The 16,007-nt window shown below is 59.4% G+C and carries 24 protein-coding genes, 1 tRNA gene and 1 pseudogene; 15 read left to right on the top strand and 11 right to left on the bottom strand.

Going from position 1 to position 16,007, the window contains the following annotated elements; all coding sequences use genetic code 11:
- Nucleotides 1-112 precede the first annotated feature (112 nt).
- Nucleotides 113-907, top strand: coding sequence for a class I SAM-dependent methyltransferase (locus GKIL_RS23025; RefSeq protein ID WP_023175503.1), 795 nt, complete (start codon nt 113-115; stop codon nt 905-907).
- 282 nt (nt 908-1,189) lie between these two features.
- On the opposite strand, the gene GKIL_RS25970 is transcribed toward GKIL_RS23025, so the two are convergent.
- Both GKIL_RS25970 and tnpA read right to left on the bottom strand, forming a co-directional pair.
- Nucleotides 1,190-1,636 (bottom strand): RNA-guided endonuclease InsQ/TnpB family protein, encoded by a 447-nt coding sequence (locus GKIL_RS25970; protein ID WP_071824841.1) that lies wholly within the window; start codon nt 1,634-1,636, stop codon nt 1,190-1,192.
- An 81-nt stretch (nt 1,637-1,717) separates the two neighbouring features.
- Nucleotides 1,718-2,150, bottom strand: a pseudogene (gene tnpA, locus GKIL_RS19170) (IS200/IS605 family transposase).
- 89 nt (nt 2,151-2,239) lie between these two features.
- Between tnpA and GKIL_RS23895 the strand changes: the two are divergent.
- Nucleotides 2,240-3,415 (top strand): RNA-guided endonuclease InsQ/TnpB family protein, encoded by a 1,176-nt coding sequence (locus tag GKIL_RS23895; RefSeq protein ID WP_245595868.1) that lies wholly within the window; start codon nt 2,240-2,242, stop codon nt 3,413-3,415.
- Between the two features lie 13 nt (nt 3,416-3,428).
- Here the strand turns inward: GKIL_RS23895 and GKIL_RS19160 are convergent, their stop codons facing one another.
- The 4 genes from GKIL_RS19160 to GKIL_RS19145 all read right to left on the bottom strand — a co-directional run bounded on the left by GKIL_RS19160 (nt 3,429) and on the right by GKIL_RS19145 (nt 5,267).
- A complete protein-coding gene (locus GKIL_RS19160; protein ID WP_023175501.1) occupies nt 3,429-4,310 on the bottom strand; it encodes a sulfotransferase family 2 domain-containing protein in 882 nt (293 codons plus the stop codon).
- A gap of 119 nt (nt 4,311-4,429) precedes the next feature.
- Nucleotides 4,430-4,511: transfer RNA gene (locus tag GKIL_RS19155), tRNA-Leu, on the bottom strand.
- Nucleotides 4,512-4,553: 42 nt separating this feature from the next.
- Entirely contained in the window at nt 4,554-4,835 is a 282-nt protein-coding gene (locus GKIL_RS19150) for a DUF3143 domain-containing protein (RefSeq protein WP_023175500.1), read from the bottom strand.
- A 21-nt stretch (nt 4,836-4,856) separates the two neighbouring features.
- Complete coding sequence (locus GKIL_RS19145; protein WP_023175499.1) at nt 4,857-5,267, bottom strand: J domain-containing protein; 411 nt, start codon at nt 5,265-5,267, stop codon at nt 4,857-4,859.
- Nucleotides 5,268-5,414: 147 nt separating this feature from the next.
- Here GKIL_RS19145 and GKIL_RS19140 point away from each other — a divergent pair, with 147 nt between their 5' ends.
- Genes GKIL_RS19140 through bioD form a run of 3 tightly spaced genes read left to right on the top strand, consistent with a single transcriptional unit; the run spans nt 5,415 to nt 7,284 of the window.
- On the top strand, nt 5,415-5,957 hold the full coding sequence (locus GKIL_RS19140; RefSeq protein WP_023175498.1) for a P-loop NTPase family protein: 543 nt from the start codon (nt 5,415-5,417) through the stop codon (nt 5,955-5,957).
- 29 nt (nt 5,958-5,986) lie between these two features.
- Nucleotides 5,987-6,595: a dCTP deaminase gene (gene dcd / locus GKIL_RS19135; protein WP_023175497.1), complete on the top strand. Its 609-nt coding sequence runs from the start codon at nt 5,987-5,989 to the stop codon at nt 6,593-6,595.
- Entirely contained in the window at nt 6,595-7,284 is a 690-nt protein-coding gene (bioD, locus tag GKIL_RS19130; RefSeq protein WP_023175496.1) for a dethiobiotin synthase, read from the top strand. Before dcd ends, bioD begins: the two co-directional genes overlap by 1 nt.
- Nucleotides 7,285-7,301: 17 nt before the next feature.
- Here the strand turns inward: bioD and GKIL_RS19125 are convergent, their stop codons facing one another.
- From GKIL_RS19125 to rbfA, 3 genes are all read right to left on the bottom strand, one after another.
- Nucleotides 7,302-7,562, bottom strand: a complete 261-nt coding sequence (locus tag GKIL_RS19125) for a hypothetical protein (RefSeq protein WP_023175495.1) — start codon at nt 7,560-7,562, stop codon at nt 7,302-7,304.
- A gap of 89 nt (nt 7,563-7,651) precedes the next feature.
- Nucleotides 7,652-8,038, bottom strand: coding sequence for a hypothetical protein (locus tag GKIL_RS19120; protein ID WP_023175494.1), 387 nt, complete (start codon nt 8,036-8,038; stop codon nt 7,652-7,654).
- The gene (gene rbfA / locus GKIL_RS19115) at nt 8,035-8,424 is read right to left on the bottom strand and encodes a 30S ribosome-binding factor RbfA (protein WP_023175493.1); all 390 of its coding nucleotides are present in this window, start codon (nt 8,422-8,424) and stop codon (nt 8,035-8,037) included. The genes GKIL_RS19120 and rbfA overlap by 4 nt, the downstream gene beginning before the upstream one ends.
- A 91-nt stretch (nt 8,425-8,515) precedes the next feature.
- On the opposite strand from rbfA, the gene GKIL_RS19110 reads away from it, so the two are divergent.
- Nucleotides 8,516-8,734: a hypothetical protein gene (locus GKIL_RS19110; protein ID WP_023175492.1), complete on the top strand. Its 219-nt coding sequence runs from the start codon at nt 8,516-8,518 to the stop codon at nt 8,732-8,734.
- Here GKIL_RS19110 and GKIL_RS19105 read toward each other — a convergent pair.
- Both GKIL_RS19105 and GKIL_RS19100 read right to left on the bottom strand, forming a co-directional pair.
- Nucleotides 8,731-8,934 (bottom strand): DUF751 family protein, encoded by a 204-nt coding sequence (locus tag GKIL_RS19105; RefSeq protein WP_023175491.1) that lies wholly within the window; start codon nt 8,932-8,934, stop codon nt 8,731-8,733. The genes GKIL_RS19110 and GKIL_RS19105 overlap by 4 nt on opposite strands.
- A gap of 9 nt (nt 8,935-8,943) precedes the next feature.
- Nucleotides 8,944-9,615: a biotin transporter BioY gene (locus GKIL_RS19100; protein WP_023175490.1), complete on the bottom strand. Its 672-nt coding sequence runs from the start codon at nt 9,613-9,615 to the stop codon at nt 8,944-8,946.
- Between the two features lie 80 nt (nt 9,616-9,695).
- Between GKIL_RS19100 and GKIL_RS23020 the strand changes: the two genes are divergently transcribed.
- The 9 genes from GKIL_RS23020 to GKIL_RS19050 all read left to right on the top strand — a co-directional run bounded on the left by GKIL_RS23020 (nt 9,696) and on the right by GKIL_RS19050 (nt 15,992).
- Nucleotides 9,696-10,652, top strand: coding sequence for a toll/interleukin-1 receptor domain-containing protein (locus GKIL_RS23020; RefSeq protein ID WP_023175489.1), 957 nt, complete (start codon nt 9,696-9,698; stop codon nt 10,650-10,652).
- 318 nt (nt 10,653-10,970) lie between these two features.
- Nucleotides 10,971-11,702 carry a pentapeptide repeat-containing protein gene (locus GKIL_RS19085; protein ID WP_023175488.1) on the top strand — a complete coding sequence of 244 codons (732 nt, stop codon included), beginning with the start codon at nt 10,971-10,973 and terminating at the stop codon, nt 11,700-11,702.
- Between the two features lie 99 nt (nt 11,703-11,801).
- Complete coding sequence (locus tag GKIL_RS19080; RefSeq protein ID WP_023175487.1) at nt 11,802-12,491, top strand: energy-coupling factor ABC transporter permease; 690 nt, start codon at nt 11,802-11,804, stop codon at nt 12,489-12,491.
- A complete protein-coding gene (locus tag GKIL_RS19075; RefSeq protein ID WP_023175486.1) occupies nt 12,481-12,801 on the top strand; it encodes a PDGLE domain-containing protein in 321 nt (106 codons plus the stop codon). The genes GKIL_RS19080 and GKIL_RS19075 overlap by 11 nt, the downstream gene beginning before the upstream one ends.
- Entirely contained in the window at nt 12,798-13,580 is a 783-nt protein-coding gene (gene cbiQ / locus GKIL_RS19070; protein ID WP_023175484.1) for a cobalt ECF transporter T component CbiQ, read from the top strand. Before GKIL_RS19075 ends, cbiQ begins: the two co-directional genes overlap by 4 nt.
- Nucleotides 13,577-14,323 carry an energy-coupling factor ABC transporter ATP-binding protein gene (locus tag GKIL_RS19065; RefSeq protein WP_041245045.1) on the top strand — a complete coding sequence of 249 codons (747 nt, stop codon included), beginning with the start codon at nt 13,577-13,579 and terminating at the stop codon, nt 14,321-14,323. Before cbiQ ends, GKIL_RS19065 begins: the two co-directional genes overlap by 4 nt.
- A gap of 89 nt (nt 14,324-14,412) precedes the next feature.
- On the top strand, nt 14,413-15,156 hold the full coding sequence (locus tag GKIL_RS19060; protein ID WP_023175482.1) for a Uma2 family endonuclease: 744 nt from the start codon (nt 14,413-14,415) through the stop codon (nt 15,154-15,156).
- A gap of 97 nt (nt 15,157-15,253) precedes the next feature.
- Complete coding sequence (locus GKIL_RS19055) at nt 15,254-15,574, top strand: tellurite resistance TerB family protein (protein WP_023175481.1); 321 nt, start codon at nt 15,254-15,256, stop codon at nt 15,572-15,574.
- Nucleotides 15,575-15,713: 139 nt separating this feature from the next.
- Nucleotides 15,714-15,992, top strand: a complete 279-nt coding sequence (locus tag GKIL_RS19050) for a hypothetical protein (RefSeq protein WP_023175480.1) — start codon at nt 15,714-15,716, stop codon at nt 15,990-15,992.
- Nucleotides 15,993-16,007: the final 15 nt, after the last annotated feature.

Below are 16,007 nucleotides of genomic sequence, written 5' to 3'. Positions count from 1 at the left end.
CTCCCTGACACCTGCCGGACACTATACACTGCTCCACTGCCGACCCGTCTATGGTGGGTTTGACCGGTCGCCTTTCGCCGATACAGTGAAAAAGCAGCAAGCAACGCCTGGCATGGTCCAACTACCCTGGAACCTGTTTAGCTTCGAAGATCCGCTCTTTGCCATCGACGACGTCGCCGGTGAGGCGGCCCAGTTCGATCAGATGCGGCAACTCTGGGACGCAAACGCCCGGCACAACCCCCTGACGAGCTGCGATTTTTTCTGCGGCGGCTTTGCGGAGGTGTTCGAGCAAAACGGCGAGCGCATCGCCGGATTTTTGCACCGCCGCCTGGAGCTATCTACGGCTAGCCGCCTGCTCGATCTAGGCGGCGGCATTGGCCGCATCGCCCGCTACCTCGCTTCCCGAGTGGACCAGTACACGCTCGCTGAGATCTCCCCCGAGATGCTGGCAAAAGCCCGTACCCATCTTCGAGATCTCCCGGTCCAGCCGGTGCTATTGGAAAACAGCCGTCTACCCTGGCCAGAGGCAAGTTTCAGCCACTGCATCGCCATCGACCTTGTACCCCACCTGCCCAGGCCGGTGCTCGAAGCCTACTTCGTCGAAGTGGCGCGGGTGCTCGTGCCGGGGGGACTTTTTTTGCTCACCACCAGCGTCGCTCCCGCTCCATCCGCACGAAGCGACTCCCAACCAGGCCGTCAACTGCTGCGCCTGCTGGGCCTCAAGCCGATCCCGATCGGTGCCCATACTGCCTCTGTTCTGGCGCAGTTGATCGAGCAGGACGCCCCTTTGCATCTGCACCTGCAGGGCAACGATTTTCCTAACCAGCTGCCGATGCTGCCGGTGCAGGTGCCCTTTGCCAACTGTTATCTGCTCTTCGAGAAACGCTCAGTAGACGAAGCTAAATAAGTGTCAGGTTTTGGGCTGGAGTGGGGAGCTGGTCGGTTTTTTGCTCTTTTGGGTATTTGCTAAAACGGTCCCCACCCCTCCACACCCCCCCTGCCCCCCCTCTCCTCCTCCTGCCCCCCGAATGGGGGGCTGCCCCGCCGGGCAGAGGAGAAGAGGGGAGGTTCACTGTCGCTGGGCTGCAGGCGGGATGGGTGGAGTCAGTTGCAGGCTCGTCTTGTTTTTCTTCTGGGACGTAGGGCTGCTTGGAGCTGACGTTTAATAACCTTCGTTCAGTCAACACCTCTAGCGCAAGCCTAGAGGCTTGTCTCTCGATGCTATCTCGGAGACATACGGGCAATTGACTGTGCCCTGCCCTTGCGACCCAAAGGCGCAAGAGAGAATGTAGTTATCCCGAATGTTCATCGCTGCATTGGTATCAGCATGAGCTTTGAAGCCACACGCTTTGCAGTGGAATCGAGCCTTGCAACGGTTAGCCTTTGCTGTGTGGCCGCATCGGTTGCATTTCTGGCTGGTGTAACGAGGGTCTACGAAGACGACTCGCTTACCCAGTGCCTCAGCTTTATAGCCTAAGAACATTTCAAATTGGCGGAACGTCCAACTTGATAACCACTTATTCAACTTCTTGCCCCGACGCTTCGCACGAATACCAGAGAGGTCTTCAAGTACAAAAGTCGTGAACTGAGGTTGACGGGCTAGCTGCTTGCTGAGGCAATGATTTTGGTTGCACATGAACCGCTTCTCGCCTCCGCTTATCGCTTTTAGGCGACGTTTAGCAGGTTTTGGCGAGAAGCCCCACGCTGTAGCGCAAGCTCAGCGTGGGGATGAATCACCTTCATTGGGTATCTCAGATTGACTCTCAACGTACTTTCTCAGGGTCTCCACAGTCACACCTCCGCAAGAAGCAACGAAATAAGAGCTATTCCAGAAAGCCTCCGTACCCCAGTAAAACTTCTTGATATGGGGCATGAACTCTTTCCTGAGCATCCGGCTTGTCACTGTCTTCACATTGTTGACAAACTTACTGAGTTGCAATTGCGGGTAATAACGCATGAGTAGATGAACGTGGTCAGCCTCGCCATTAAACTCAAGTATTTCAACTCCCCACTTTTCACAGACCGATGCCATAATCTCGGTCATCCTTGCCAAAAGTTCAAGGACTGACGACCTTGCGACGGTATTTTGTGGTAAGCACTATGTGAGCGTTGAGGTCTGAAACTGCTCTGGAGTGGGAGTCGTAAGGCATTTGACACCTACGGCGCTATACATTATCATCGTAACATGAGATTAGCCTACCAGTACCGATTGCGCCCCAGGGCTAGCCAGGTTCAAGACTTGAATCGTTGGCTTGATATGTTGCGCTCTCAGTACAACTGGCTACTTGCCGAACGCTTTGATTGGTGGGAACTTAATCGTTGCCCAGTTAATGCCTGCCCTCTCACTTCAAGCATCGCCCCACCCAAAGAACAGCCTGATTACTACAGTCAGAAACGTTCTCTCGTGACGCTTAAAAAAGAACGTTCTGGGTACAAAGAGATTCACTCCCAAGTGCTTCAAGATATGGTCAAACGCGTGGGACTTGCTTTTGACCGTTACTTGAAGGGTGATAGTAAAGGCAAGCGTAGTGGTAAACCGAGATTCAAAGGAAAAGGTCGCTACCATTCATTCACTTACACACAAGCTGATAATGATTGGATTGTTGGAAATTTGGTAAACTTGCCCAAGCTTGGCAGTATCAAACTGATTCAACATCGTCCTTTGCCTGAAGGTTTCGATGTTAAGACGGCTTGTATCAGCAAGAAAGCAGACGGTTGGTACATTACTTTCAGTCTGCTTGATGAATCTGTACCAACGATTAATCCTGATATTGATGTAAAGAAAGGTGTAGGTATTGACCTTGGCTTAAAAGATTTTCTAGTCACCGGCGATGGCTTACATGTTCCCATTCCCCAGTACTACAGGAAAGCCGAAAAGCGCTTGGCAAAGGAAGAACGCAAGCTTGCTCGCAAAAAGAATAAGGCGAGTAAGCGCAGGGCTAAGCGAGTTTGCAAAGTTGCAAAACTTCATGCCAAAGTCGCAAATCAACGCAAAGACTTCCATCACAAGACAGCAGTTTTACTATTGCGAAAATACGAGGTTATTGCTCATGAGAACTTAAATATCAAAGGTTTGGCAAGAACTCATCTTGCCAAATCAGTGCATGATGCTGGTTGGGGAACATTCATTACAATCTTGGCAAACAAAGCTGAAAAAGCTGGGTGCTTAACGATTGGAGTGAATCCATCTGGTACAACGCAAATGTGTTCCGATTGCGATGCTCATGTTGCCAAAACTCTAAGCGATAGACGGCATTGTTGCCCGCACTGTGGCTTGGAGTTGGATAGAGATGAAAACTCAGGTCGGAACATGTGGAAAAGGGCGGAGGGTCATCCCGTTCTTAAAGCTCGTGGAGTCCGAAGCACTAGCTGGACTGTGAAGCGAGAAGCCCACCCTATACCGCTATGCGGTTAGGGCTGGGAGTATGTCACAGGGTTTCTCTTACTTTTTCTAAAAACAGAGCCTGCCAGCGGCTGGCCGGGGTGGGACGAGCGCTTTTGGCGCAGTTGTAGCCATACCAGCGATTGAACAGCCGAAAACACAGCAGTTGTTGTGCGAAGGGTACAGTGCCAATTCTTTGGATGTGTTGCTCAAAAAGCAAACAGGCGTGGGCGTAGAGCTGGGTGTCGTACCGGTTTACCTGTTCGACAATTGCCCGCACTTCACTTGAAATCTCACGGACTGACTTGCGCCTGGAATTGGCGTTCCTGCGCACATACAGCGGCAGCTTCCAGCCAAAAAGAGACCGCCAGAGCAAAAGCGATTCGTCAAATCGCTCCAACAACCCCACGACCGGAAACCATTTTTCGAGATTTTCCTTTGCCTCCTCGTACATCTGCTGGGTGCAGGTCCAGTCTCCATACTGACTATCGGGCGACCGGTTGCACAGGGTGCGGGTCTGGTAATTATCGGTTCCAACACAAAGATCGTGCAGAAGATAGTCCTTCAAGCTCAGCCTCTGCTGGGTGACCAGTTCGTGAAGGGGATGCTCGGGTGTTTGCAAGATAAAAAAATAGTCGGAGACCACCCGCTCTACCGGTTCGCGCAACAGCGTGATATAGCAACTGGGAGTCAAAACCTGGGTGTGCGGGGCAAGACCCATGGTGAAGTGGCCGCTGACGAACCGGCACTCTGGAGAGGAGCGAAGGATTTCTCTGGCCCGTACTGCTCCTGCAGCGTCATTGATCCGGGCAAGATCGACTCGTAACCCGTTTTCTTCGCCGTACTGCTTTTTGAGGATGCTTTCGAGGGTCGTCCCGCCGGTCTTCGGGATGTGTAAGAAAATAATCAAAGGCTCCCGTTCACCCATCGCACTCACACTGCACCGTTCTTTAAGCAGTGTAAAGTGTGAGCTATTGTGTATCTACCCGCGATTTGAGGACAAGTACCAAAAAACCGGGCGGTTCAAAGAACCTACCCGGTCAACGCTGCGGAACAGAGGACTTGAACCTCCACGCCTCGCGGCACATGAACCTGAATCATGCGCGTCTACCAATTCCGCCAGTTCCGCGCTAAGGCAAATATCACTATAGCAAACCAGCAGGCCCAGCCGCTAGTTCTGGGGCGGCTCGAAGGCAAAGATTGCCTGCTCCACGTCCTGGCGCGACAGCGAATAGGGAAAAGAAAGCGTCTTGTTCTGGCTGGGGGCAAACTCGTAATCGACCTTGAGCACCGTCTCTTCTAAGCACAGCGTCGCCTTCCAGTGGGGGCGCTGCAGGTGCCAGCAGTGCTGCTCCTCCTCGTCGCGCACACAGTTCTGTCCGCGCAGCCAGTTTTCGATCTGGTGCAGTGGATGATTATAAAGCGGCGTATCAGCCGAGGGCAGCGAGTGCATAGATAGTACCGGATAAAAAATTTAACCCTGCAGCCAATCGACGACGAAGACCAGCACCAGCGAGGCGACGAAGGCCAGACCGAGAATAAACAGAGCAAAGATCTCGGTGGGCGAAAGGGGCCGCTCGGTGATCTCGGCGCGCACCGGTCGCCTGCGGGTCGGGACGGAGGAGGAGACGGGCCGCTGCTGGTAGACGGCGGTGGCGGTGCGGGTCAACCCGAGGCTCTGGTCGTAGTGCGAGCGCTTGATCGGATGGGTGAGGGTAGCGTAAGCCTCGTTGATCTGCTTGAACTTTTCGAGGGCTTCCTCGGGTGCGAGGGGGGAAATATCCGGATGGTACTGCTTTGACAGCAGACGATAAGCCTGGCGAATGTCGCGCTCACTCGCACCCGGCGGCACTCCCAGCACCCGATAGTAATCCAGCGTTCTCATTCTTCTTATTCTACGATCTCCTCCCACTTGTGCCCTGATCGTTCTTGAAGGTTTCTCCCTGGGGGAGAAAGCGTCCGGGTCGCTTGACGCGCTACCGCATCTAGTGTTTCATAACCACTAGAACCACCATATAGATGGAGCCCTCGAATGGTAGCGCAAGTGGATTCCACGAACTCCATGTCCAAGGCCGTCATTCCCTCGCTCGCACTGCAGGGCACCATTCAGATCGTCACCGGTCCCGATCGGCGCTTCAACGCGGCGGTGATCGCCCAGGCGCTCCGGATAGCCGGGCAGGGTACACCGGCGCTTGTCGTTCAATTTCTCAAAGGTGGCATCGGCCAGGGTCCGGACAACCCCATGTATCTCTGCCAGGGATTGCGCTGGGTGCGCTGCGACGTGGGCCGCTGCCTCGACACGCCCCATCTCGAAGTCGAAGAGCAAAAGGCGATGCACGAGCTGTGGAAGTACACCCGGCGGGCGATCAATAGCGGGCGCTTTGGCCTGGTGGTGCTCGACGAGCTGAGCCTGGCAATCCGCTTCGGCCTCATCCCCGAAAGTGAAGTGGTCGAGTTGTTGCAGCAGCGCCCCTCCTACATGGATATCATTTTGACTGGCCCTGAGATGCCCGCTGCGCTCACGCTGCTTGCCGATCAGGTGACCGAGCTGCGCAAAAACCAGCCCCAGCCTTAGTACAATCGCTGCAGGGACAGATTTGGCCGATGCTCAACAGTGATAGCTGGATCAAACAGCGCGCTGCCGAGGGGATGATCGCTCCTTTTGAAGCTGAGCTGGTGCGCAGCGTCCACGAGGGCGGCCACTGGCACCGGGTACTCAGCTACGGGCTGTCCTCGGCGGGCTACGACATCCGACTGTCGGCGGGCGAATTCAAGGTCTTCCGCCGGGTGCCGGGGGCGCGGCCCATCAACCCCAAGCGCTTCGACAGCAGCTGCCTCGAAGACATGCCGCTCATGAGTGGGCCGGAGGGCGACTACTTCATCCTGCCTGCCAACTCCCTCGCCCTCGCCCACTCGGTCGAGCACTTCCGGATGCCCGACAACGTCGTGGGCGTCACCACCTGCAAGAGCACCTATATCCGTTCCGGCGTCAATATCCCGATTACGATTCTGGAGCCGGGCTGGACGGGCGTGCTCACCCTTGAGATCGCCAATCCCACCCCCTGCGATGTGATGGTCTACCCCAACGAAGGGATTGCCCAGGTGCTGTTCTTCACCACCGATCAGGTGCCCGAAGTCACCTACGCCACCCGCAAAGGTGGCCCTGGCAAATACCAGTCTCAGGAGCAGCGCATCGTCCTGCCCCAGGTCTGATGGCAGGCTGGCTGGTGAGCGCCACCGACACCGGGGCGGGCAAGACACTGCTTACCGCCGCTATCGCTGCCTGGTGGCTCGCCCATCGCCGCACCCCGGTTGCCATCCTCAAGCTCGTCCAGTGCGGACCAGGCGACTGCGAGTACTACCGCGCCGTCTTCGGCAATGATCTGAGCGTCCTCAATCCGCAGTCGTTCCAAGCACCCCTTGCCCCGCCGTTAGCCGCCGCCCAGGAGGGCCGGAGCGTCGATATCGGGCTGTTGTGGCAGACCTACCGCGAGGCGGGCGACGCCCACGACCTGGTGCTGGTGGAGGGCGTGGGCGGCCTCGGCTGTCCGCTGGGCTGGGATTACAGCGTGGCGGATCTGGCCCGCGACTGGCGGTTGCCGGTCCTGCTCGCCGCTCCTGTGCGGCTGGGGGTCATCGGTCAACTGGTGGCCCATACCGGCTTTGCCCGTGCCCTCAAACTCGACCTGCGCGCCATCGTCCTCTCCGAAACCTCACCCCTCCCGCCCGAGCAGCATTCTGTCTGGGCGAACACCGCCCTCATCGAAAACCTTTGCCATCTGCCGGTGCTCGGCACCCTGCCCCACCTGGCAGATCCCACCGACCGCCCCGCCTTGATCGCTGCGGGCAGTACCCTCTGGCTGGAGGGAGCCGGGATTTTACGAGCATTTCCCCAAAAGTGAACTTGACTGAGCAAGCCTCAGCGGTCGTCTGACTCGCCCTTAGGCTCGCCGTGGGCGATGGAGGTTTCAACCATTTCCCGGTTACTCGCCCGCTGCCGGTCGGCCTGCTCGCCTTTTTTGTGCGTGCCGGCTTTTTGGGATTGGACCGGCTGGGTTGGGCCTTCGACGGCAGCCTCGTCAGCTCTCAAGTTGGGATCGTCCGTTTCGGTCGGGATTGCACCGATGTGGTTGGCGTCTTTGAGATTGGTGGCGTTTGAAGGACGGTTGGCATCGGGCATCTAAATATCTCCTGAGCGTGCAGGTTGGTTTGCTACCGATGCTAAAGGACCCAGCCGATACCAGCATCCGACCCCAGACGCATACAGGACTAGCGCGAGACGTTCAGCGTCGCTGTCACCCGGCCAAAGGTGCGGTCGCGGTTGACGACGCGCAGGCGCACGCCCTGGATGTCGATGAACGAGGCGGGCAGCGCCAGAATCTGAGCCTGCTTTGGTTGCAGTTCGGCAGCGACTGCACCCATGACGACGCTATCTTCGTTGAGAACGTCGGTGGTGACATCGAGGTAGGCCGTCGCCTTGACCTCGGAGTTGACGATAGCCGAGATCCGCCTTGAGCCACGGGCGGGCAGAAACTGACCGATAAACGGATCGTCGGGGGCACAGGTGGCGTCGATGCGCTGCGAAAAGCCCTGGCCGCTCACCGCCACCGGCAAAAAAAGCCCACCGACAACCGCCAGAAGCAACCGCCGTCTCAAGGTTCGTCCTCCCGCTGTTCGGCTCTGGCCTCTTCTTCGGCGCGGATCTGGTCGATAAGCTGGCTGATGCGCGCCCCGCGCTCAAGGGAATGATCCTGAACAAAGCTGATCTCAGGCGTGTAGCGCAGGCGGATGCGATGGCCGATTTCCTGGCGCACAAAGCCTGTCACATCCCCCAGGGCCGCCATCGTCAGCTTCTGGACCTCCGGGGTGCCGAAGATACTCACATAAATTTTTGCCTGGCGCAGATCGCCGCTCACCTCGACATCGGTGACGCTCACCATGCCCGCTCCGATGCGCAGATCCTTGATCTGCTGCTTGATGAGCATGTCGCTCACCTCGCGCTTGATCAGTTCGCCTACCCTCGCTGGTCTGTGGGTTTTCATCGCCGTATCCATGAACTGTAACAAATATGACAAATGATTAAGAACAGGGCGTTAGAGTGGCAATTAGGTATTTCTACGCAGGTAACTCCTAGTGCAAGAACCAATTCGCACGCCAGACATGCTTGAGTACGCCGTTGAGAAGACCTTCCTGGACATTACAGAACCTCTAGATCAGTTCATCAGCCTGAAACTTTTGCAGGTGGTCCAGAGCCTGGTCCGGATCGCCTACGCGATGGGTCACCAGGATGCGATGCGCCTGGGTTCGAGCGGTTCGCTCTGCGCCGCCTGTCCCCACCGCGCCGAGGGTTAGCCCAGCATCAGCATCGCCCGGACGGTGAACACGACGAAGGCTACCAGCCCGAGCAACCCGACAACGGTAAGCGTACCACTCCAGCGGTTGCGAAACAGGGGTCTCAGCCAGCCAAAGGCGGAGAAGAAGACACCCAGCAGGGCACCGGCCAGAAAAGTCGGGTACTTGGCGACGGTCTTAAAAAAGTCCTGATTGGCCATGCATCCATACTAAGACAGCAGCAGACGGCGAATCACCCAGCCACCGCTTGCAACCAGCAAGACGCCGATCGCCTGCCCAAGCAGCGGCAGCAGCGAATACTGCACCAGGGCACCTCCCAGCTGCGCACCGGGCGGCAGATGGACGAGCAAACCGACGATGCCGCCTAGGTGAATGACGGCAAGACCCGCCAGCGCACTGGTGGCAAGCCAGTTGAGGCTTGAGCGGCAGCGAAAGGCGAGGGCACCGCAGAGGACGGCGGCGGGGACGAAGGCGAGCAGGTAGCCCGACTGGGGATGGGCAAGGTATTCGATGCCGCCCCCACCGGCAAAGACCGGGAAGCCGGCGAAGCCGAGGGTGAGGTAGGCGCTCTGGGCAAGCCCGGCGGCGACAGGTCCGCCGATCAAGCCAGAAAGGAGTACTGCTGCCACCTGCAGCGAGAAAGGATAGCCCGGCTCGAAGTGCCAGACCAGCGCAGGGGGCCAGTGGGCCAGATCGATCATCTGCGGAAAGCGGTCGGGCAACTGCAGGTGGCAGAGGGTGCCGCCCACGGTGAGCACCAGCCCCACGACTGCCCAGATGAGTTCGACGATCGTCGGCAAGGGCAGCCAGCGGCGGCGCGGCAACGGCAGGCCAAGGGTGGCTCGAATGCCGGGGATGGGGCGCTCCGACTGAAATTGCATGGAAAAGCGACAGTGAAGGATTCCGCCTTATTATGGGGCTGCGATGCAGGAGAATACAATGCATCGGCCAGAATTGATCCATGGCGAACGATCAGCACCTTGCCCGCCTCAAGCAGAGTATTGCCGCCTGGAATCAGTGGCGGCAAAATAATCCGATCCGTCCCGATTTTGTCGGGGCGGATCTCGCCTGGCTCGATCTGAGCACCGCCGATCTGCACGACGCCGATCTGAGCTGGGCCAACTTGCAAAATACCGTGCTCTCGGGCGCGGATCTGGGTAGAGCCCAGCTGCAGGAGGCGATCTTAAACGGCGCGGACCTGCACTCAGCCAACCTGCGCCTGGCCAATCTGACGGCGGCGGATCTGGCAGGGGCGGATCTGAGCTTTGCGCAGCTATTTGATACGGTGCTGGCGGATGTGGATCTAAGCACGGCCCTGGGCCTCGAAAGCTGTCTGCACTTTGGACCCAGCATTCTCGATCACCGCACGCTGGAGCGATCCTGTGGTCTGCCGCTGGTGTTTTTGCGCGGCTGCGGCCTCAGCGAACCGGTGGTCACCTTTGCGATCGCTCTGGCCGGTCAGCAACTGCCGCCCAGCTGCTTTATCAGCTACTCCAGCCGCGATCAGATCTTTGTCAACCGCCTCTACAGCGACCTGCAGACGATGGGGGTGCGCTGCTGGCTTGCCTGCGAGGACGCCGATTCCGCCAGTAAGTGGCGCATCGGCGTCGATCAACCCCTGCGCTGGGGAGAGCGGCTGGTGGTGGTGCTCTCAGAACATTCCCTCAGAAGTAGCTGGATCGAACAGGAGATCGAGGCGATCTTTTTGCGCGAGGGCGAGGAGCACCAGCTTCTTATCCACGCCCTGCGCATCGACGACGACATGACCCAGACGGCGATGGGCTGGCCTGCGCAGCTTTACAGCAGCCGCAACGTCATCGACTTTCGTGGCTGGAGCGATCGCGCCGGTCATTATGCCCAGGGGCTGGAGCGGCTGGTCTGGCAGTTGAGCAAAGAAGGCTCCGGGGTGCGGGGTTAAGTTTTTTACAGCTTCGGTGATCCTTTTATTGGACGCAATCAAAATTGGGATGCTGCAGCATCGAAGCTCGCTGGCGGACAGTCCACACTTCTGCTTTGTTCTGTCGTTGTTCGCCTGTCGATTGCTGTTGTGTTCTTTTGAGTGGCTACGTCTGAGCGTTGCTGAAACCAATTCCATATCAGAAGCACTGCTGCGGCACGCAGACTGCAAAACAAGCGTGCCGGGAAGAGTATCCAGGTCTGGAGGGGTGCGCGAGAACGTCAAGGCCGATATCCTTCAAATCGAATTGCAGGGGGACGAACTGGAAGGAGGTACACCATGTCCGAACTGGCAAGAGAACAAATTGTTTTGAGCCTGATTCACACGCCCGCTGGTTCGTCCCTGCGCCTGCGCGGCCTCAACTTGTCCGGCATCGATCTTTCCGGTGGGCTGGATCTGTCGCACGCGGATTTTGCGCTGACGGATCTATCGAACGCCCGGCTGCAGTGCGCTGAGCTGCACAAAGCCTGTTTTCGGCGCGCCGATCTGAGGCTGGCGCAACTGGAGGAGACAAATCTGCAGGAGGCGGTGCTGGAGGAGGCCCTACTGGCAAAAGCCAACCTGCGCCGCGCCGACCTGCGCGGAGCGAACCTGCAGGGAGCGGACCTGGCGCGCGCCGATCTGCGCGAAGCGAATCTTGAGGCCGCCAACCTCCAGGGGGCAAATCTGACGGAGGCGATTTTGACCGGCTGTAATCTGGAGCGGGCCGACCTGCGCGGAGCGAACCTGAGGCGAGCCCGACTGGAGGGCAGCGTTCTTATCGACAGCAACCTCCAGGGCGCTTATCTTGCCGGTGCAGACTTGCGGGGGGCGCACCTTATCGACGCGCTGGGTGGCGCGGCAGTCCTGAGCGGTGCCAACCTGGGTTCGGCGGATCTGTCGCGGGCGATCTTGAGCGATGCCAACCTTACCGGTGCCAACCTGGCGGGCGCGGATCTGACCCAGACGGACCTGCGCCGGGCGCTCGTCGAGGGCGTGCAATGGGATGACCACTCCGACCTGCCCATCTAAAAACAGCCACCAATCGTAAAAACACTCTGGGGGTGAGCGGCTCCGGCGGGCGGTAAGGCTATTTTAAGGAGAGTCTTACCGGCAGATCCCCGAGAGAGGATGAACAGGTTGCCAGCACTCGTTGCCATGCACATTCCGGACGGGTTCTTGAGTGCGCCCGTCTGTGCTGTGATGGGGCTGCTCGCCCTCGCTGTCCTCGCGATCGTGCTCAAACAGGTCGAGCGCCGCTTCGACGAGCGGACGGTCCCCCTGATGGGCGTCAGCGCCGCCTTTATCTTTGCGGCCCAGATGATCAACTTCCCGGTGCTGGGCGGTACGAGCGGTCACCTGCTGGGGGGCACCCTCGCCGCCGTTTTGCTCGGTCCCTGGGCCGGTACGCTCTCCGTGATGGTCGTCTTTCTGGTGCAGGCGTTTTTGTTTCAAGACGGTGGTATCCTCGCCCTCGGGGCGAACATGTTCAACATGGGTTTTATCGGCACCTTCCTGGGCTATCATCTCTACCGCGCCGTGCGCACCCTGCTGGGCAACAAGGGCACTGTAGCGATCCTGGCGGCTACGGCGGTCTCCAGCTGGGTGAGCGTCGTCGTCGCTGCCGCTGCCGCTGCTTTTGAGCTGGCCCTCTCGGGCACGACTCCGCTTGTGGCGGTGCTGCCGGCGATGCTCGGCGTCCATGTCCTTATCGGCGTCGGCGAGGCGGTGCTCACGGTGGGAGTGATTGGTTTTCTGTTGCGTACCCGTCCCGATCTGCTCTACGAACCTCGTGAGGGGGATACCAGCCATGCGCCTTAAAGGAGCCTGGATTCTGGCGGGTCTGGCTCTCGCCTTGCTGGTCGCCCTGCTGTCGCCTCTGAGTAGCGCCGATCCAGACGGGCTGCAGCGAGTAGCGGCGGAGCACGGTTTTGGGGGGCGCGCCCTGCCCTCCTGGGCGGCCCGGTTGCCCTTCGCCCGCCTCTTCGACGGCTATGGCCTGCGCGGCCTGGGGGATCCGGCCCTCTCTCGGATCGCTGCCGGGATCGCCGGTACCCTCGTCGTCTTTGCCCTCGCCTGGGGAGCGGGCCTGCTGTTGCGCTCCCGCAGACCAGGAGACCGCCGCCTGTGATCTGGTTGCACGTGCCGACATTCAGCCTCGCCGCCTGCGCCCAGGGCGATAGCTTCTGGCACCGCCTGCAGCCTGGGGTGCGCCTTGCCTGCACGCTACTTTGGGTGCTGGGGGTCGTGCTTTTGCCGGAGGCGAGCTGGACATTCTGGGGGGTGTATGCCGCCGGGCTGCTGGTGCTGGTGCTCGTGAGCGGCATCTCCCCTGGGACGCTGGTGCGCCGTCTGGCGGTCGAACTGCTCTTCGTAGGCGTGCTGCTTTTGACGATCTTGTTCTCGGGCCGGGGAGCGGTGCTCGTGCAGTGGGGGCCACTCACGATCGCGGCTGCGTCTTTGACGACGTTTTTGAGTGTGCTGGTCAGAGCCGTGCTCTCGCTGTGGCTGTTGAACGTGCTTACCCTCACCACCCCGGCCCCCAATCTGCTGCAGGCGCTGGCGGGTTTTGGCTGTCCGCCGCTGTTGGTGCGGGTGATCGAGTCGATGCTGCGCTATGTGGCGGTCTTTCTTGACGAACTGGGTTCGATGCAGCGGGCCGCCCAGGCGCGGGCGGGCACCAGGCGTCTGTTGCGCTGGCAGACATTGGGCAACGTGCTGGGGGCGATGTTTTTGAGAACCTATGGGCGCGGCGAGCGCACCTACCTGGCGATGCAGGCGCGGGGCTTTACCGGTCAGTTCCTGGAAGATCCGACCGCTGGCCGCTGGCGCTGGCAGGAGCGGCTCATCACCGCTGCTACCGCCAGTTTCGTCGCGATCAGCCTGAGCGTCAGTTGGTGGCCATCGTGAGCGAGGCGCTGACGGTCGAAGAACTTTATTACAACTATCCCGACGGCACCGCCGCCCTGCGCGGTCTTTCTTTCAAGCTGATGCCAGGCGAGAGCGTCGCCCTGGCCGGTCCAAACGGTTCCGGCAAATCGACCCTGCTGTTGCACCTCAACGGTTTGTTGCGTCCCAGCCGGGGCCGGATTGCCGTCGGCGGCAAACCCCTCGACGCCGCCCACCAGGCGTTTGCCCGCCGCTACGTGGGCCTGGTCTTCCAGAACCCGGAGGACCAGCTCTTTATGCCCACCGTCGGCGAAGATGTCGCCTTCGGGCCGCAAAATCTTGGCCTCGCAGGCGAGAAGCTGCGCGAGCGGGTGCGATCCGTCCTCGATCAAGTTGGTCTTGAACCGGCCCGCTTCTTGGAGCGCCAGAGCTTCAACCTGTCGATCGGCGAAAAAAAGCGCGTCGCCCTCGCCGGAGTGCTGGCGATGGAGCCGGAGGTGCTCGTGCTCGACGAACCCTCGGCGGGCCTCGACCCGCGCAGCCGCCGCCGCTTGATTCGCCTGCTCAAAGACTTGCCCCAGACCCAACTTGTCGCCACCCACGACCTCGATCTGGCCCTTGAGATCTGCTCGCGCACCCTCATCGTCGAGCAGGGCCGCCTCGTGGCCGAAGGGCCGAGCGAACAGATCCTGAGCGACCGGGTGCTGCTTGAGACCCACGGTCTGGAGCTGCCGCTCTGCCTGATGGGACGACCGGACCGCTGAAGTGTCCGGCACCGCACCGCATTTTTGGGGTCATTTGCACACAAATAGTCGTCGCCCCTAAGATAAAGGGGCATCAGCAGGTCATCGCCATGTCCGAACCGATCACCGCAAGCCCTGCCCTCCCGGCTGACTTCCCGCCGGATGTTGTCCTTCCGCCCGCCGATCTCGAGAGCAACGAGCCACCGATAGAGAGCGATCTGCACCGCAAACAGATGGAACTGCTCATCCGCTCGCTCGAATCGTGGTGGCAGGAGCGCCAGGATTTTTATGTCACGGGCAATCTAACCATCTATTTCAGTCCCACCCAGGACCGGTCCGAAGATTTTCGTGGGCCCGATTTTTTCGTCGTCCTCGGGGCCGAGCGCCGGGAGCGCCGCAGCTGGATCGTCTGGCACGAGGACGGCAGGTACCCGAACGTCATCGTCGAATTGCTGTCACCATCGACCGCCGCCACCGACCGGAGCCTTAAAAAGCAGATCTATCAAAATACCTTTCGCACCCCAGATTACTTCTGGTTCGACCCGGCGGGCGACGAATTCCAGGGGTTCCACCTCGTCGATGGCCAGTACCAGCTCCTGCAGCCGGACGAGCGCGGCTGGCTCTGGAGCCGGCAGCTAGAACTTTATCTGGGCGTCCATGAAGGGCGATTGCGCTTCTTCACACCCGAAGGACAGCTGGTTCTGCTGGCTGAGGAATTGCAACAGGTGCGGGCCGAACAGGAACGGGCGCGGGCGGAGCAGGAGTACGAGCGGGCGGAGCGAGAACGGGCGCGGGCCGAGCGGCTGGCTACTTACCTGCGGGAGCAGGGCGTCGATCCAGACAGCCTGCCGTGAGAGCGTAGCCTATCAAGACCCATCTCAGGAGAGGTTTCCCGACAAGAAACAGAGGGCATCGTTGGATTGGTACGCATAATAGACAGGAAATTGTGAAGTGAGGGGCGTCAATCCGGAGGCACTTGCCTGCGCGAAAGTTCTCACACGGGTTGCTCTGGCCGATGGCTATCTAAAAGACAGCGAGCGCATCGCTATCGCCGAAGCGGCAAAAGCGATCGAGCTACCCGGCCAACTCGACCTCGAAACGCTGGTCGTCGAGGAAGATTCTCTTGAGCAACTGCTGGCTGAAATCACCTCGCCGGAGGTGCGCTCCGCTGTTTACCGCTACGCCAGTGAAATAGCGAGTCTGGACGGCCAGACCAGCACCGAGGAGCAGGCGCTGCTCGACAAGATCAAGGCGGCCTATCAGCTTTCTTGAGGCAAAAGCGATTTTTCTGCCCATCGACGGAAGCGAACCTGGTTCTCGGGACGGAGCCGGTCCACTGGAACGCACCGGTAAAGTGAATGCCTGGGGTGCGGCTGCACCCGGTAAGACAGATCATTCCAGGAGCAAGACGATGACAAAGCGTGGGTTATGGGCAGTGCTCGTTCTCGGCGGCCTTGTCTTACCAGCGGGCAGTGTTCTCGCCCAGGACACCCGGCCCCTGCCCGGCGGCAAGCAAACCGTCACCCAGGGCTTGAACGGCTGGAAGGAATACGACGGCCCCAACGGCAAGAAGATCTACGAAGATCCCGAGGGCCGCAAGTACGACAAGGCTCCAAAGAATTTTAATAAGCCCTTCAAAGGCACGTTCTCCAAGTCTGACGGCAAGTACAGCCGCACACCCAGACCCTGAGCGATAAGAGACGAT

The sequence above is a fragment of the Gloeobacter kilaueensis JS1 genome (genome assembly GCF_000484535.1).
In the GTDB taxonomy this organism is placed as follows: domain Bacteria; phylum Cyanobacteriota; class Cyanobacteriia; order Gloeobacterales; family Gloeobacteraceae; genus Gloeobacter; species Gloeobacter kilaueensis.
Note: the sequence above shows the minus strand (reverse complement) of the source record. Positions and strands in the feature narration are given on the sequence as shown.

Coding starts and splice junctions, on each gene's coding strand:
- GKIL_RS19125 (WP_023175495.1), bottom strand. CDS start 7,562: ATGCCCGATGCCAACCGTCCTTCAAACGCCACCAATCTCAAAGACGCC.
- dcd (WP_023175497.1), top strand. CDS start 5,987: ATGCTCAACAGTGATAGCTGGATCAAACAGCGCGCTGCCGAGGGGATG.
- GKIL_RS19140 (WP_023175498.1), top strand. CDS start 5,415: ATGGTAGCGCAAGTGGATTCCACGAACTCCATGTCCAAGGCCGTCATT.
- GKIL_RS19050 (WP_023175480.1), top strand. CDS start 15,714: ATGACAAAGCGTGGGTTATGGGCAGTGCTCGTTCTCGGCGGCCTTGTC.
- GKIL_RS23025 (WP_023175503.1), top strand. CDS start 113: ATGGTCCAACTACCCTGGAACCTGTTTAGCTTCGAAGATCCGCTCTTT.
- GKIL_RS25970 (WP_071824841.1), bottom strand. CDS start 1,636: ATGTGCAACCAAAATCATTGCCTCAGCAAGCAGCTAGCCCGTCAACCT.
- GKIL_RS19150 (WP_023175500.1), bottom strand. CDS start 4,835: ATGCACTCGCTGCCCTCGGCTGATACGCCGCTTTATAATCATCCACTG.
- GKIL_RS19075 (WP_023175486.1), top strand. CDS start 12,481: ATGCGCCTTAAAGGAGCCTGGATTCTGGCGGGTCTGGCTCTCGCCTTG.
- GKIL_RS19080 (WP_023175487.1), top strand. CDS start 11,802: ATGAACAGGTTGCCAGCACTCGTTGCCATGCACATTCCGGACGGGTTC.
- GKIL_RS19145 (WP_023175499.1), bottom strand. CDS start 5,267: ATGAGAACGCTGGATTACTATCGGGTGCTGGGAGTGCCGCCGGGTGCG.
- bioD (WP_023175496.1), top strand. CDS start 6,595: ATGGCAGGCTGGCTGGTGAGCGCCACCGACACCGGGGCGGGCAAGACA.
- GKIL_RS19105 (WP_023175491.1), bottom strand. CDS start 8,934: ATGGCCAATCAGGACTTTTTTAAGACCGTCGCCAAGTACCCGACTTTT.
- GKIL_RS19160 (WP_023175501.1), bottom strand. CDS start 4,310: ATGGGTGAACGGGAGCCTTTGATTATTTTCTTACACATCCCGAAGACC.
- GKIL_RS19100 (WP_023175490.1), bottom strand. CDS start 9,615: ATGCAATTTCAGTCGGAGCGCCCCATCCCCGGCATTCGAGCCACCCTT.
- GKIL_RS23020 (WP_023175489.1), top strand. CDS start 9,696: ATGGCGAACGATCAGCACCTTGCCCGCCTCAAGCAGAGTATTGCCGCC.
- GKIL_RS19060 (WP_023175482.1), top strand. CDS start 14,413: ATGTCCGAACCGATCACCGCAAGCCCTGCCCTCCCGGCTGACTTCCCG.
- GKIL_RS19085 (WP_023175488.1), top strand. CDS start 10,971: ATGTCCGAACTGGCAAGAGAACAAATTGTTTTGAGCCTGATTCACACG.
- rbfA (WP_023175493.1), bottom strand. CDS start 8,424: ATGAAAACCCACAGACCAGCGAGGGTAGGCGAACTGATCAAGCGCGAG.